Origin of the sequence: Mesorhizobium sp. 1B3 (genome assembly GCF_050958605.1) — a bacterium.
GTDB lineage: Bacteria > Pseudomonadota > Alphaproteobacteria > Rhizobiales > Rhizobiaceae.
The window spans coordinates 1-15,068 of sequence record NZ_JBJHDO010000012.1; the positions used below are offsets into that span (position 1 = coordinate 1).

General features: G+C 63.7%; 12 protein-coding genes. 5 read left to right on the top strand and 7 right to left on the bottom strand.

The window, feature by feature from the left end:
* Positions 1-29: 29 nt before the first annotated feature.
* The 3 genes from ACCO56_RS25945 to ACCO56_RS25955 form a co-directional block, all read right to left on the bottom strand.
* Positions 30-827, bottom strand: coding sequence for an FAD binding domain-containing protein (locus tag ACCO56_RS25945; protein ID WP_433643796.1), 798 nt, complete (start codon positions 825-827; stop codon positions 30-32).
* A 78-nt stretch (positions 828-905) separates the two neighbouring features.
* Positions 906-3,260, bottom strand: a complete 2,355-nt coding sequence (locus tag ACCO56_RS25950) for a xanthine dehydrogenase family protein molybdopterin-binding subunit (protein ID WP_433643797.1) — start codon at positions 3,258-3,260, stop codon at positions 906-908.
* 48 nt (positions 3,261-3,308) lie between these two features.
* Complete coding sequence (locus ACCO56_RS25955; protein WP_433643798.1) at positions 3,309-3,797, bottom strand: (2Fe-2S)-binding protein; 489 nt, start codon at positions 3,795-3,797, stop codon at positions 3,309-3,311.
* Positions 3,798-3,967: 170 nt separating this feature from the next.
* Between ACCO56_RS25955 and ACCO56_RS25960 the strand changes: the two genes are divergently transcribed.
* Both ACCO56_RS25960 and ACCO56_RS25965 read left to right on the top strand, forming a co-directional pair.
* Complete coding sequence (locus ACCO56_RS25960) at positions 3,968-5,188, top strand: FIST N-terminal domain-containing protein (protein WP_433643799.1); 1,221 nt, start codon at positions 3,968-3,970, stop codon at positions 5,186-5,188.
* A gap of 8 nt (positions 5,189-5,196) precedes the next feature.
* Positions 5,197-6,537: an ATP-binding response regulator gene (locus tag ACCO56_RS25965; protein ID WP_433643800.1), complete on the top strand. Its 1,341-nt coding sequence runs from the start codon at positions 5,197-5,199 to the stop codon at positions 6,535-6,537.
* A gap of 316 nt (positions 6,538-6,853) precedes the next feature.
* Here ACCO56_RS25965 and ACCO56_RS25970 read toward each other — a convergent pair whose 3' ends face one another.
* The 3 genes from ACCO56_RS25970 to ACCO56_RS25980 form a co-directional block, all read right to left on the bottom strand.
* A complete protein-coding gene (locus tag ACCO56_RS25970; RefSeq protein ID WP_433643801.1) occupies positions 6,854-7,531 on the bottom strand; it encodes a response regulator in 678 nt (225 codons plus the stop codon).
* 220 nt (positions 7,532-7,751) lie between these two features.
* A complete protein-coding gene (locus ACCO56_RS25975) occupies positions 7,752-8,945 on the bottom strand; it encodes a Gfo/Idh/MocA family protein (protein ID WP_433643802.1) in 1,194 nt (397 codons plus the stop codon).
* Positions 8,946-9,031: 86 nt separating this feature from the next.
* Positions 9,032-10,090, bottom strand: a complete 1,059-nt coding sequence (locus ACCO56_RS25980) for a sugar phosphate isomerase/epimerase family protein (RefSeq protein ID WP_433643803.1) — start codon at positions 10,088-10,090, stop codon at positions 9,032-9,034.
* 143 nt (positions 10,091-10,233) lie between these two features.
* Between ACCO56_RS25980 and ACCO56_RS25985 the strand changes: the two genes are divergently transcribed.
* Positions 10,234-11,490, top strand: coding sequence for an RNA polymerase sigma factor (locus ACCO56_RS25985; RefSeq protein WP_433643804.1), 1,257 nt, complete (start codon positions 10,234-10,236; stop codon positions 11,488-11,490).
* Between the two features lie 72 nt (positions 11,491-11,562).
* On the opposite strand, the gene ACCO56_RS25990 is transcribed toward ACCO56_RS25985, so the two are convergent.
* Positions 11,563-13,569: an acyltransferase family protein gene (locus tag ACCO56_RS25990; RefSeq protein ID WP_433643805.1), complete on the bottom strand. Its 2,007-nt coding sequence runs from the start codon at positions 13,567-13,569 to the stop codon at positions 11,563-11,565.
* 272 nt (positions 13,570-13,841) lie between these two features.
* On the opposite strand from ACCO56_RS25990, the gene hpaR reads away from it, so the two are divergent.
* Complete coding sequence (gene hpaR, locus ACCO56_RS25995) at positions 13,842-14,321, top strand: homoprotocatechuate degradation operon regulator HpaR (protein WP_433643990.1); 480 nt, start codon at positions 13,842-13,844, stop codon at positions 14,319-14,321.
* A gap of 14 nt (positions 14,322-14,335) precedes the next feature.
* A complete protein-coding gene (locus ACCO56_RS26000) occupies positions 14,336-15,055 on the top strand; it encodes a fumarylacetoacetate hydrolase family protein (RefSeq protein WP_433643806.1) in 720 nt (239 codons plus the stop codon).
* Positions 15,056-15,068 lie beyond the last annotated feature (13 nt).

Here is a 15,068-nt window from a genome sequence, read left to right on the forward strand (position 1 = left end):
GGGGTTCGCGACGCCGGGTGCTCGACCGGTCAGCCGTTCGCTGCCGCGACGGCCCTCTTCGCCATGACGGCGATCAGGTTGGCGCGATATTCCGGAGAAGCGTGGATATCGCTCATGAGACCGTCCGAAGGGATCTGGATACCGTCGAGCGCGGACGCATCGAACTTCTTGGCAAGCGCTGCCTCGATCTCCTGCGAGCGGAACACGCCGTCTTCACCGGCTCCCGTGACGGCAACCCGGACACCGTCGTTGCCCTTGACCACGAACACGCCAGTCACGGCATAACGCGACGCCGGATTGGGGAATTTGGCGTAACCGGCCGTGCCCGGCGCGGCGAAGCGCACTGCCGTGACCATCTCTCCCTCCTCGAGGGCGGTCTCGAACAAACCTGTGAAGAACTCGTCGGCGGGGATCTCGCGCTGGTTCGTCACGATCGTGGCTCCGAGCGCCAGCATCGCGGCGGGATAGTCCGCAGCCGGATCGTTGTTGGCGATCGACCCGCCGATCGTGCCGCGATGCCTGACATGAGGATCGCCGATATGCGCGGCAAGATGGCTGATGGCCGGGCAGAGCTTCTTGAGCGCCTGGTCCGCAGCCACTTCGGCATGAGTGGTCGCCGCGCCGATCGTCACGTCGTTGCCGGAAATCGTGATGCCCTTGAGACCGGGGATGTGCATGAGATCGATGACATCCGACGGCGCTGCAAGGCGCGTCTTCATGGCAGGGATGAGCGTCATCCCGCCGGAGAGGAACTTGGCATCGCCGCCCTGTGCCTTCTTGACTGCATCGTCGACCGAAGCTGCTCGCTGATAGTTCACTGAATACATGTGGGGTGCCTCCCTTCCGGAGCCGGCGAGCGTATTGTGACAGGCGTCAACCCTGCACTACGGCCGCTCGCCCTTCGCTCAATGTTTTGTCGTCGCCTTGATCGCCGCCCAAACCTTGGCGGGCGTCGCCGGCATGGTGAGGTCATTGGTACCGATGGCGTCGGTGATCGCGTTGATGACGGCCGGCGGCGAGCCGATCGCTCCGGCCTCGCCGCAGCCTTTGATACCGAGCGGATTCCCTGGACAAGGCGTCTCGCTGGTCGACACCTTGAAGGAAGGCAGGTCGCTGGCGCGCGGCATGGTGTAGTCCATGTAGCTTGCCGTGATGAGCTGCCCGCTCGAGGCGTCGTACTGGCATCCTTCCAGCATCGCCTGGCCGACGCCTTGCGCGATGCCGCCATGCACCTGGCCTTCGACGATCATCGGATTGATGATCTTGCCGAAATCGTCCGCCGCGACGAACTGCACGATCTCGGTCGTGCCGGTCTCCGGATCGATCTCGACCTCGCAGATGTAGCAGCCGGCCGGGAAGGTGAAGTTGGTCGGATCGTAGAAGGCGCCTTCCTTGAGCCCCGGCTCCATGCCCGAAGGCAGGTTGTGGGCGGTATAGGCGGCTAGCGCCAGTTGGAACCACGGAACGTTCTTGTCGGTTCCGGCCACCTTCAGGGCGCCGTTCTCGATGACGATGTCGCCCTCGTCCGCTTCCATCAGATGCGCGGCGATCTTCTTTGCCTTGGCCTCGACCTTGTCGAGCGCCTTGACGATCGCCGACATGCCGACCGCGCCGGAACGCGAGCCATAGGTGCCCATGCCCATCTGCACCTTGTCGGTGTCGCCATGGACGATGGAAACGCTGTCGATCGGCACGCCGAAGCGCTCGCTGACGAGTTGCGCGAACGTCGTTTCATGACCCTGGCCATGGCTGTGGGAACCCGTCAGCACCTCGATCGTGCCGACGGCATTGACGCGAACCTCCGCGGACTCCCAAAGCCCGACGCCCGCCCCGAGCGAGCCGACCGCGGCAGAGGGCGCGATGCCGCAAGCCTCGATATAGCAGCTCATGCCGATGCCGCGCAGCTTGCCCCTCTGGGCAGCCTCCGCCTTGCGCCTGGCAAAACCCTGGTAGTCCGCCGCCGCCATCGCCGCGTCGAGCGAGGCAGCATAGTCGCCGGTGTCGTAGTTCATGATGACCGGAGTCTGATACGGGAAGCTCGTGATGAAATTCTTCCTGCGCAGCTCGGCCGGCGAGACTCCAAGTTCCCGCGCCGCCGTCTCGACGATGCGCTCGAGCAGGTAGGTCGCCTCGGGGCGCCCTGCTCCGCGATAGGCATCGACCGGAGCAGTGTTCGTGTAAACCGCCCGGACGTTGGCGTGAATGGCCGGGATGGCGTACTGGCCCGACAGCAGAGTGGCGTAGAGATAGGTCGGGACCGAAGACGAGAAGAGCGACATGTAGGCGCCGAAATTGGCGATCGTGTCGACCTTCAATCCCGTCATCCTGTTGTCCTTGTCGAAAGCGAGCTGCACTTCCGTCACATGGTCCCGGCCATGGGCGTCGGTGAGGAAGCTCTCAGTGCGATCGGCAACCCATTTGACCGGAACGCCGGTCTTCTTGGAAGCCCACAGGCAGACGATCTCCTCGGGATAGATGAAGATCTTGGAACCGAAACCGCCGCCGACATCGGGGGCGATGACCCGCAACTTGTTCTCCGGCGCGATGTTGTAGAAGGCGCTCATGACAAGGCGGGCGACATGCGGATTCTGCGACGTCGTCCAGCAGGTGTAGTGATCCTCTCCCTTGTCGTAATGGCCGAGCGCGGCGCGCGGCTCCATCGCGTTCGGCACAAGCCTGTTGTTGACGATGTGCATCCTGGTCACATGCGCGGCGTTGGCGATGGCCGCGTCCGTGACCTTCGCGTCGCCCAGTTCCCAATCGAAGATGAGGTTCCCATCGGCCTCCGGATGAAGCTGGGGCGCACCTGGCTTCAGGGCTGCCACGGCATCCGTAACGGCCGGCTTTTCCTCGTAGGTCACTTCCACGGCTTCGGCCGCGTCGCGTGCCTGTCCCTTGGTTTCAGCCACCACGATCGCGACGGCGTCGCCGACATAGCGCACCCGATCGACGGCAAGAGGCGACCACGCCCCCATTTTCATGGGTGTTCCGTCCTTGGAATGGACCATCCATCCGCAGATGAGATTGCCGATGCCGTCGGTTTTGAGTTCCCTGCCCGTCAAAACGCCGATGACGCCGGGCATGGACTGAGCCTTCGTCACATCGATCGCCGTTATATCGGCGTGCGCGTAAGGACTGCGTACGAAGGCGGCATGCTTCATGCCGGGAACCACCATGTCGTCGACATAGCGACCCGTACCGGTGATAAAGCGCCTGTCTTCCTTGCGCGCCACCCTGGCGCCAATGCCTTCCATTCCCATCAGAGTCCTCCTCCCGAACCAGTAAGCGAGTAGCGAAGGATACCGAGCCTAGGCGGCCGTCCTGGCGTCCTTCGCCATGGCCTGAGACGCGGCCAGGATCGCTTTGACGATGTTGTGATAGCCGGTGCAGCGGCAGATATTTCCTTCGAGTTCCGCCCGCACCGTCGGCTCGTCGAGCCCCTCGGGGTGGCGCCGAATCATGTCGGTGGCCGCCATGATCATGCCAGGTGTGCAGAAGCCGCATTGGAGGCCGTGGTGCTCGCGGAACGCTGCCTGCACCGGATGGAGGTCGGCCCCGTTGGCCAGCCCCTCGATCGTCACCACGCTGGAGCCTGAAGCCTGCGCGGCAAGCATGGTGCAGGATTTGACCGCCTTGCCGTCCACATGGACGACGCAGGCGCCGCATTGCGAGGTGTCGCATCCGACATGGGTGCCGGTCAGCCCGACATGCTCGCGCAGGAAATGGACAAGCAGGGTCCGGTCTTCCACCGACTTGGTGACACTTCGACCATTTACCGTGATCGTGACTTCAGACATTCAAGTCCTCCTCCCAAAGGCCTGCCGAACGGCCCAGCCCGCTCCATTTTCGTCCTTCGGCGAAACAATGCCGAGGGGGCAAATATGCGTATATTATACTTTCGGTCGCAAGGGCCTCGAATGGACATCTCCACCAAAGGGCATTGTCAAAACAGCCGGTCCGGACAAAGATGTCCACCCATGACGGCGCACGGCAGAAGGCGCCGCGGAAATGGAAGGAGGAAACCGCGCTGGCTGTTTCGCACACGACGTATGGCTGTGGGATGACGGTCCTGGCGGCTGGCGATGCCGACGCCGAAAGCTTCGCCGAATCGATCGCCGACGCGGCCGGCACCATCGGCGCGGGCTTTGCGCTGCTTTTCTTTTCGCAGTCCTGTATCCGCGCGGAGGATCTGGTCGGCGCGCTTCGCCGCCATGCACCGCACCTGCCTTACGCCGGCTGCTCGACCGCCGGCGAGATCACGCCTCATGGGATCGGCGACGGCGGAGCGGTTGCGATCCTCTTCCCGAGTGGCGCTTTCACGGTCGCGTCGGCGATGGTGAAGCAGGTTTCCTCGTCGGGATTGGACCTCGTCGCCGAACACGTCGCGCGCCTGAGAAGGCAGCTCGCCGATGCCGGCGCTCGACGGCAGGTCTTCGCGCTCTGCTTCATCGACGGCCTGTCCTATGCCGAAGAAGCGGTGACCTCGGCTATCCATTGGGGACTCGACGACATCCCTCTGATCGGCGGCTCCGCCGGCGACAACCTTCATTTCGAAACGACAAGCCTGATCGCCGACGGCGAGGCCGGATCGGACTGTGCCATCATCGCGCTTGTCGCGACCGACGTTCCCTTCCATGTGTTCAAGACCGAGAACTTCGTTCCGACCGGCGAAAAGCTCGTCGTCACTTCCTCCGATCCCGGCCATCGCATCGTTCGCGAATTCAATGCCGGGCCGGCCGCCGACGAATATGCCGCGGCGATCGGGATCGACGCCCAATCCCTGACGCCGATGAGCTTCGCCTCCCATCCCGTGGTGGTGCGGGTGGGCGGCGAGTATTACTGCCGGTCGATCCAGAAGGTTCATCCCGACGGTTCCCTTTCCTTCTTCTGCGCCATCGACGACGGCATCGTTCTCACGGTCGCCCAACCGAAGGGCATGGTGGAATCGACACGCACGGCATTGCGCATGGTCGACGAGAAGCTCGGAGGAACCGACGTCATTCTCGGCTTCGATTGCGTGTTGAGACGCCTCGATGCCGAGAACCGCCAGATCCTCCGCGACATTTCGGAGCTCTATCGGGCCAACCATGTCGTAGGCTTCGGCACCTATGGCGAACAGTATCGCTCGATGCATCTCAACCAGACCTTTACCGGCATAGCCTTCGGCCGTCGGCAGGCCGCGGAATAGGAGCCGCCATGGCCGCGCCGGAGATCAACGACGTCGACAGGCTGAAGCGCATCAACCAGGCGCTGATGTCGCGTGTCGAACGCGCCATGGACCAGCAGGGCAACGCCTTCTCGCTGTTCCAGACCGCGATCAATCTCGAGAACCGTGTGAAGACCCGCACCGAGGAATTGCGGGCCACGCTGCGCCGCCTCGAACAATCGAACATCGATCTCGTGGCAGCCAAGGACAACGCCGAACGGGCGAACATTTCCAAGACCCGTTTCCTGGCGGCGGCGAGCCATGACGTACTGCAGCCGCTGAACGCGGCGCATCTTTCCATATCCGCTCTCGCGGAACTCCAGACGAGCGAGGAAGGCCGCAAGCTCGTGCGGCAGGTCGAGCGCTCGCTGGAGACCATGGACGACCTTCTGAGGACACTGCTCGACATCTCGAAGCTCGACGCCGGCGTCGTGCGCCCGGAGGTCGGCGATGTCGCCCTCGAGCCGCTGTTTGCCGGGTTGAAATCGGATTTCCAGCCGCTGGCCGAAAAGAAGGGGCTCAGGCTTCGTTTCCGCCCGACATCCCTCAGCGTGCGCTCCGATCGCACCCTGCTTCGGCGCATCCTGCAAAACATCGTCTCGAACGCCATACGCTACACCGCCGAAGGCGGCGTGCTGGTCGGCCTGCGGCGCACGGACGGAATGGCGCGCATTGCCGTCATCGATACCGGCTGCGGGATTCCCGATCATGAGCATGAAGCCGTGTTCGAAGAGTTCCATCGTGTCGAGACGCCGCTTCGTGGCGATGCGGCGGGCGGCGGGCTGGGGCTCGGCCTGTCGATCGTGCGGCGCATGGTCGACGCGCTCGGTCATCGCCTGACCTTTTCGTCGCGGCTGGGTCACGGCTCCGTCTTCCGGCTCGAATTGCCGCTCGCCAGCGGCCCCGCGCCTGAACCGCAAAGCGTGCCGTCCGAGACGGAAGGGCCGCGCGGCTACGGCCTCTTCGGCACGAAGGTCCTGCTGGTCGAGGACGACGATGCCGTCCTGGAGGCGACCGGCGCGCTGTTGCAGCGCTGGCAATGCGTGGTGCGCGCCGCGACGTCGACCGAAACGGCACTGGCCGCGCTGGGCGACACGGACTGGGTGCCCGACATCATCATCGCCGACCAGCACCTCGATCATGGCGACCTCGGCAGCGAGACGATCGCCAGTGCCCGCCTCTACCTCCAGCGCGGCGTTCCCGGCCTAATCATCACCGCCGATCCATCTGACGAACTCCAGCAGGTGACGAAAAGCCTCGGTATCGAACTGATGCGAAAACCGGTCAAGCCTGCCCAATTGCGGGCATTGCTGGCGCATCTCTTGGCGTGAATGGGGACAGGTTCCTCCGGCTGGGATTTATAGCCACGGTCAATAAGATTACGGTGGGTATACCCCTTGTATGAGCGCCGCCAGATGAGGGGTGGTATCATATTTTTGCGGCTTCAAGCCTCACAAGCACAACGTTCACGGAAGAGTGCTATCTGTATTCTGATTCTGTATTCTTATTATGCGGATACATTTCGCCGAATTCGCTTGAATCCGTTTGTCTTTTCGGCGCGATTTCGACGAACTTCCTCCGCCTTTCTTCCGAGTTTTGAACGAGTTTCGATCGCTTTCACGCAGTTCCAGCGGACGCGCACGCCGCCTAGAAGCCCGTCGAATCCCGGAACAGATCCGCATTGTCCAGCTTCGACACCTCGATCACGGCCTGGGTGCGGCTGTAGACGTTGAGCTTGCGCAGGATCTCCGAAACGTGGGCCTTCACGGTCGTCTCGCCGACCTGAAGCTCATAAGCGATCTGCTTGTTCAGCATCCCCTGCTTCAACATTTGCAGGACACGCAGTTGTTGCGGCGTCAGTTTCGCCAGGCGCTGGAGCATTTCGGCGCGGTCGGAACCGTCGGTCTCCGGCGTCTGGCCGCCATAATTCTCGGGCACGTAGATGGCGCCGTCCATCACGCTGCGTATCGCCTGGGCAAGCTCGTCCTTGCGCACCGATTTCGGGATGAAGCCGGCGGCGCCGTAGGACAAAGCTTCCGAGATGATTTTCGGCTCCTCGTGGCCCGAGACCACGACCACCGGCAGGCGGGGATAACGCGTTCGCAGTTGCAGCAGCCCTTCGAACCCTTGCACGCCCGGCATGCTGAGATCGAGCAGTGCGAGATCGAAGGGCTTGGGATCGGCAAGGAACTCGAGCGCCTCTGCGACGCTGCGCGCCTCCACCGTATCCACGTCCGGATAGGCTATCCGGACCGCGCTATGGAGTGCCTCGCGAAACAAAGGATGGTCGTCGATGATCAGGAAGCGGGCCGTCTCGCTGGCCATGCTGCAACCTCTGCGGTTCGATCCGGCGGAAGGTCCCGAGTGTTTCCGGGACCCGAATTGACATGTCGGCCTGGCGCGACCCATGCTGCACGGCAAGATTAGCCGACGCCGGCGCGAGCGATTATTGTCAAATAGTACACTCCCTCCTGCGCCGATCGCGGCTTGCACTTCTCCAGAAACGCCGCGTTTCCCGTCGAACAGCCTTTCGCCTGCCGTCGTACTACAGTTTCACCCAGGCGCCGTTCTTGGCGGAGGACTTCACGCAGGCTTCCACGAACGCGACGCCTTCCACACCGTCCTGTACGGTCGGATAGACGACATCCTTGGCCGGCTTGCCGCCCTTCCTCCGGGCCGCCCGGATCGCACGGGCCGCTTCGGCGTAGATGTTGGCGAACCCTTCCAGATATCCTTCCGGATGGCCTGACGGCACACGCGTGACGCGCCCCGCCGCGGGGCCGGCCCCGGCCCCTGCCCGCGTGATCAGCTGCCGGGGCTGGCCGAAGGGCGTGAACCACAGGTAGTTCGGGTCGGCCTGCACCCATTCGATCCCGCCCTTGGTGCCGTAGACACGAAGCTTCAGCCCATTCTCGTGCCCGACCGCAACCTGGCTCGCCCACACCATGCCCTTCGCGCCCTTGCCGCTGCCCTTCGCCGCCGGCTTGAAGCGAAGCATCACATGGGCATTGTCGTCCAGCGCCCGGCCCGGGACGAAGGCGTCCAGATCCGCCGCGAGACTGTCGAGTTCGAGCCCGGTGACGAAGCGGAGCAGGTTGTAGGCGTGCGTGCCGATGTCCCCCGTCGCGCCCCCGGCTCCCGACTGCTTGGGATCCGTCCGCCAGGCGGCCTGCTTCTGGCCCGACGCCTCGATATTCTCCGTCAGCCAGTCCTGAGGGTATTCCGCCTGGATGACACGGATCTCGCCAAGCTGACCCTTCTGCACCATCTCGCGTGCCTGCCGGACCATCGGATAGCCCGTGTAGTTGTGCGTGAGCACGAAGATCTTGCCGCTCTTCTCGACGAGAGCCGAGAGCTTGCGCGCGTCGGCGAGGGTCGAAGTCAAGGGCTTGTCGCAGATGACATGAATGCCTGCCTCGAGGAATGCTTTCGCCGCCGGCCAATGCATATGGTTGGGCGTCACGATGGCGACAGCCTCGATGCCGTCGGGGCGCTTGGCCTCCGCCTTGGCCATTTCCTGCAAGGAGCCGTAGCTGCGGGCCGGATCGAGCCCGAGTTCGGCCGCCGAGGCTTTCGCCTTTTCGGGATTGGACGACAGCGCGCCTGCCACCAGCTGGAACTCGCCGTCCATGCGCGCTGCGATACGATGCACGCCGCCGATGAAAGCGCCCTGCCCGCCTCCCACCATGCCGTAGCGGATCGGTCCCTCCGCCCGCTCTTTCCTGCCCTCTATCGCCATGTGAACCTCTCTCCCAAAAAATGTTTGATCCGACGCGCCTATGCATGACGGCAGCACGCAACCGCTCCCCCGGCGGACGTGCCCGCTTAATCGATGCCGAGCATCGACCGAAGCTGCTTCTTGTCCACCGCTCCGGCGGCGAAATCGTCGAAAGCTCGTTCGGTCACGCGGATGATGTGGTGCTGAATGAAGGGCGCCCCCTCGGCCGCGCCATCCTGGGGATGCTTGAGGCAGCATTCCCATTCGAGCACCGCCCATGAATCATAGTCGTATTGCGCGAGCTTGGAGAAGATTCCGGTGAAATCGACCTGCCCGTCGCCGAGCGAGCGGAATCGACCGGCGCGATTCAACCAACTCTGATAACCGGAATAGACCCCTTGCCGTCCGTCCGGATTGAACTCGGCATCCTTCACATGGAAGGCCTTGATCCGCTCGTGGTAGATGTCGATGAAGGCCAGATAGTCGAGCTGCTGCAGCAGGAAATGCGAGGGATCGTAGTTGATGTTGGCCCTGGCATGTCCGCCGACGGCATCCAGGAACATCTCGAAGGTGACGCCGTCGAACACGTCTTCGCATGGGTGAAGCTCGTAGCCGATGTCCACGCCGGCATCCTCATAGGCGTCGAGAATCGGCTTCCAGCGCCTGCCGAGCTCGGCGAACGCCTCCTCGATAAGACCTGCCGGACGCTGCGGAAACGGATAGAGATAGGGAAAGGCCAGCGAACCGGTGAACGAAACCGAGGTATCCAGGCCCATATTCCTGGAAGCCTTGGCGCCGGCCTTCACCTGTTCCACCGCCCATTTCTGCCGCGCCTTGGGATTGTTGTGCACCTTGGGCGGCGCGAAACCGTCGAGCTGGCTGTCATAAGCGGGATGCGCGGCGACGAGCTGCCCCTGAAGATGCGTCGACAGTTCCGTCACCTCGACGCCGTTCTCGGCGCAAATGCCCTGGATCTCGTCGCAATAGGCCTTTGAGGAGGCCGCTTTTTCCAGATCGAACAGTCGGCCGTCCCAGGTCGGAATCTGGACGCCCTTGTAGCCGAGGTCGCCGGCCCATTTGGTGATGCTCTTCAGCGAATCGAACGGTGCTTCGTCGCCAGCGAACTGCGCCAGGAATATGCCTGGTCCCTTCATCGTCCTGGGCATGCCTTGTCCTCCGTTTCGGTGAAATTTCCTGCTCCGCAATCGATTACATTTCTCGAAGCGTTCGACAACGGGAAGATTGGCGAAGTTGTCCGGGAGGCCGCGACCGGGTTGCGCTCCGGCCCAAGGATGATCTAATCAGCGCCATGACGGGGACCGACATCAACCGGGCCATCGACGCCGTCTGGCGCATCGAGCAGGCCAAGCTCATCGCGAGCCTCGCCCGGATCGTGCGCGACGTCGGCGTGGCGGAAGAGCTGGCGCAGGACGCGCTGGTGGCGGCGCTCAAGCAATGGCCGGAACAAGGTATGCCGCGCAATCCCGCAGCCTGGCTGATGGCCGCGGCGAAGAACCGGGCTTTCGACCGGCATCGCCGCGAGAAGATGCTCGACCGCAAGCATCGGCAGATCGCCTATGAGCTCGAGGACGAACAGGCAAAAGGCCCCGATCTCGACGCGGCGCTCGACGATCATATCGGCGACAATCTGCTCAGCCTCATCTTTACGGCCTGCCATCCACTGCTGTCGTCTGATGCGCGGGTTGCCCTGACGCTGCGCCTTCTCGGCGGCCTGACGACGGACGAGATCGCCCGCGCCTTCCTTATCCCCGAGCCGACCGTCGCGCAGCGCATCGTGCGCGCCAAGCGGACGCTTGCCGAGGCCGGCGTTCCCTTCGAAGTGCCGCGCGGCCAGGAGATGGTCGAGCGCCTCTCTTCGGTGCTGGAGGTGATTTATCTGATCTTCAATGAGGGATATGCCGCGACAGCGGGCGATGATTGGTTGAGGCCGCAGCTTTCACAGGAAGCGATGCGTCTCGGACGCGTGCTGGCCGGGCTGACCCCCGGCGAGCCCGAGGTGCTTGGGCTGGTGGCCTTGATGGAGCTACAGGCCTCCCGCTTCGCCGCCCGCACCGGCCCCGACGGCGAACCGGTCTTGCTGCTCGACCAAAACCGGGGGCGGTGGGACCAGTTGCTGATCCGCCACGGCCTCGCCGCGCTGGCACGCGCCGAGGCCCTGGACAAGCCACATGGACCCTATGTGCTGCAAGCATCGATCGCCGCTTGCCACGCCCGGGCGCGCAAGGCAGAGGACACGGACTGGCCGAAGATCGCCGCACTCTACGCCGCGCTGATGCAACTGACGCCGTCGCCGGTGATCGAGCTCAACCGCGCTGTGGCGCTCGCCATGGCGTTCGGTCCGGCGGCTGGGCTGGAGATCGTGGATATGCTCGTCGCCGAAAAGTCGCTGCAGGCTTACCACCTGCTTTACAGTGTGCGCGGCGATCTCCTCTTCAAGCTCGGGCGATCGGGCGAAGCCAGGGCGGAATTCGAGCGCGCCGCGGCCATGACCCGCAACGAGCGCGAGCGCAAGCTGCTGCTCGAACGCGCCGCAGCTTGCGGGTAGTGGTGCAACTAAGGCAACAGCACGAGCACCCCTTCTGTCTTGCCGGACATCTCCCCCTGGCCGCAAAGTGCCCTATCGCCGCACTTCCCGTGCCTCCAGCCGTGGGAAGACAGCCCGTTCGAGCGATGGCGCAAGCGATTCGGCGTAAGGGGCGGCGATGTGCTGCCTGTCGCGATAGGTCAGCCTTCCGTCGATCATCGAGCTGCACTTGCGATCATCGCAGAACATTCCCGAGGTATCCACGTAAGGGATGCCCATCTCTGCCGCCGCCGCCTTCTCGGCTTCGTAGACACGATCGTCGAGGGCCTGGGAACGCGGCGTATCGCAAACCGCAGCTCCCCTCTCCTGCCAGAGCGCTCGTTGCACGCACCGGCTGACGTCGAGCTTGTGCAACGGGACATCGCGCAGCAGGACCACCTCTATGCCGGCATTCCGTAAGGTGTCGAGCGACGACTTCACGCCCTCCACCCAGGTGCCCACGTCGAGCGGATGGTAGGCATTGTCCTCGATATCGTTCTCGACATAGTGGTGGGAAAATTGCGACACGACCACCAGCGCCGGATCGAGCGAGATGATTTTGCGCATCGCCGTTTCGCGCCAGCGGTCGCACTCGTCGAACTTGCGCTTCATCGTGGCGCTCCACACCGTGACCCTGGCAGCCGGACACGCGCCCTTGAGATAGGTGACGAGGCGCCAGCCCTTCTCTCTCGCGATTTTGGCCAGCGGCGAGGACCAGTGATCGGCGTGCGAATCGCCGAACAGCACGACTGTCGTCTGCGACTTCCCATCTCCGAGTTCGCAGGCGACGGGTTCATCGATCTCGAGGGTCGACACGCAGGAGGAGCCGGCCTCGCGCGCCGCCGACTTGCGTTCGGCGCTCTTCTGAATGAAGAGCTGCTGGCTGTCGACGTGGCTTCCTGCGAGCCCGGCGCTCCCGTAGGCGACAGTGACGCCCATGGCCGTAAGCATGGCCGCAAATCCGAGCGACCGCCGGCTACGCGCCGTCAGCCAGCCGTTCCGGCGTATGGGATTCTCCACCAGATGGTAGGTCAGCATCGACAGGGCGAAGGTCAAAAGCAGGCAGCCCAGGCGGTCGGCCAGCGTGAGTTCGGGCTTCAGGATGGTCGCATAGACGATGACTGGCCAATGCCAGAGATAAAGGGAATAGGACAGCTTGCCGACCCATTGGAAGACCGGATTGCCGAGCCACCGATTGGGGCCTGTCGCGACCTGCCTTGCCCCGGCAAGGATCACGATCGCGGTTCCGACGACGGGCAGCAGCGCGGCGATTCCCGGGAAAGCCCCCTCTTCGGAGAGGGTGAGATACGCCACGGCGATCAGGACAAGTCCCGCCCAGCCGAGAACCGGCGAAGCCCTGAATTCCCGGGCCCAGGGCTGCGCGACGGCCAGCGAAATCAGCCCGCCGGCAGCGAACTCCCAGGCGCGGAAAGGAGAGAAGTAAAAGGCCCAAGGCTGCGAAACCGTCGTGAGCCAGGCGCATGCGGCGAAAGACACGGCCGCGACTAGTCCCATCTGGATGGCAAGGCCGCGCTTGCCCGGGCGAAGCCAGGCGAACAGCAGGAGCAGCGCCGGCCAGGCAAGATAGAACTGCTCTTCGACGGAGAGCGACCAGAAATGTATGAAGGGGTTGTCCGCGGCATCCGGCGCGAAATAGTCCAGCGACCATCGGATGAGCCATAGATTGATCACATAGGCCGAGGCATAGAGCGCTCCCTTCGAATAAAGCTGCTGCTCGGAAGGAGAGAGAACGAAATAGCCGACCAACAGCGTGATCAGGATGACCAGCAACGAGGCCGGCAGCAGGCGGCGCGCGCGCCGTGCATAGAACCGCCAGAGGTCGACTGTGCCCCGCTTGGCGATCTCGTTCTGCAGATGGCTGGTGATCAGGTAGCCCGAGATCACGAAGAAGATATCGACCCCGGCAAACCCGCCCGGCAGTTGGTTGAGGCCGAAATGGAAGGCCACGACTCCGAGAACGGCGATTGCGCGCAGGCCCTCAATGTCCGGTCGAAACGATTGTGAGCCGGCCAGCCGGCTTTGTTCCTTACTCTCTGGCATCCGCCTGTCGGAAACTCCTCGGAAAACGGGCCGAAGGTTCTGACCGAAACAAGCTGGGAGGCAAGGCAACATGTCTGTTGCGTTGCAACATGCTGTTACTGGCAGGCACGCCCGTGCCCGGGCGACTAACCCGCCCAAATGGCCAGGAGGCGATGTCGTCGAAGTCGAGATCGAAGGTATCGGCAGGGTCATGCGCAAGCGGTGATTGTACGGGCATTCCGGGAAGCAAGGATCGCCTTGCGATGCGAGTGAAACAGGCTAAAGCTGTGAATATGACCGAACCCGGCCTGAAGACCCGCCGCTCCGCGCTCCAGGAAGACACGCTGATGCCGCGCGACACGCGCCGGTCGCTGCCGATAGCCTTGCTGCGCGCGCGTGAGGCCGTGATGAGCAGGTTCCGACCCATGCTCGCGGCCCACGACGTCACGGAGCAGCAGTGGCGCGTCATTCGTGTGCTGGGCGAAACGAGCCCGCTGGACGCCACCGAACTCGCCGATCGGGCCTGCGTCCTGGCGCCGAGCCTTACCCGCATCATCAAGGCGCTCGAGGATCGTGGCCTGATCACCCGCGAACGCGATGCCAACGATGGTCGCCGCGTGCTCCTGGCGATCGCCCCGGCGGGAATCGCGCTGATCGGCAAGGTGACGCCGGAAAGCCGGGCCGTCTACGCCGATCTCGAGACCAGATACGGCGCCAAGCAGATCGAACGCCTGCTCGACATGTTGGACGAGCTGGCCAAACTCAAGCCGTAAAGGGACCATGCTCGATGAGTGGATTCGTGATCGACCTGCCGGAAAGCCCGAGCGTCGCGGTAGCCGCGACACAGGAGCGCTTTCCCGTGCGGCGGGTCTTCTGTGTGGGCCGCAACTATGCAGCCCATGCCCGGGAGATGGGCAATGATCCCGACCGCGAGCCTCCCTTCTTTTTCACCAAGCCTGCCGACGCCGTCGTCGACAGCGGGGCCGAGATTCCCTACCCACCGCTCACCAGCAACCTGCATCACGAAATCGAACTCGTCGTGGCGATCGGCAAAGGCGGATTCCGTATCGGTCGCGACGTGGCCCTCGAGCATGTCTGGGGATACGCCGTCGGGATCGACCTCACCCGCCGCGACCTGCAGGACGAGGCGAAGGCGACGCGCCGGCCATGGGATTGGTCGAAAGGGTTCGACCGCTCGGCGCCCTGCGGGCCGCTTGTCCGCGCCGAAGCATGGCACAAGCCGACGCACGGGCGTATCTGGCTCGCGGTCAATGGCGAGACCCGCCAGGATGCCGATCTCTCGGAGCTGATCTGGCCGGTCGCCGACATCGTTGCGATCTGCAGCGAAGGCGTGGAATTGCGGCCCGGCGACCTGATCTTCACGGGCACCCCGGCCGGCGTCGGTCCGCTTCAGGCGGGCGATCGGGTCGCCGGAGGTATCGATGGGCTCGGCGAGATCGAGCTTTCGATCGGACAGCCTAAAACAGGCAGGGCCGTGGGCGCTTAAACACGCAACCAGA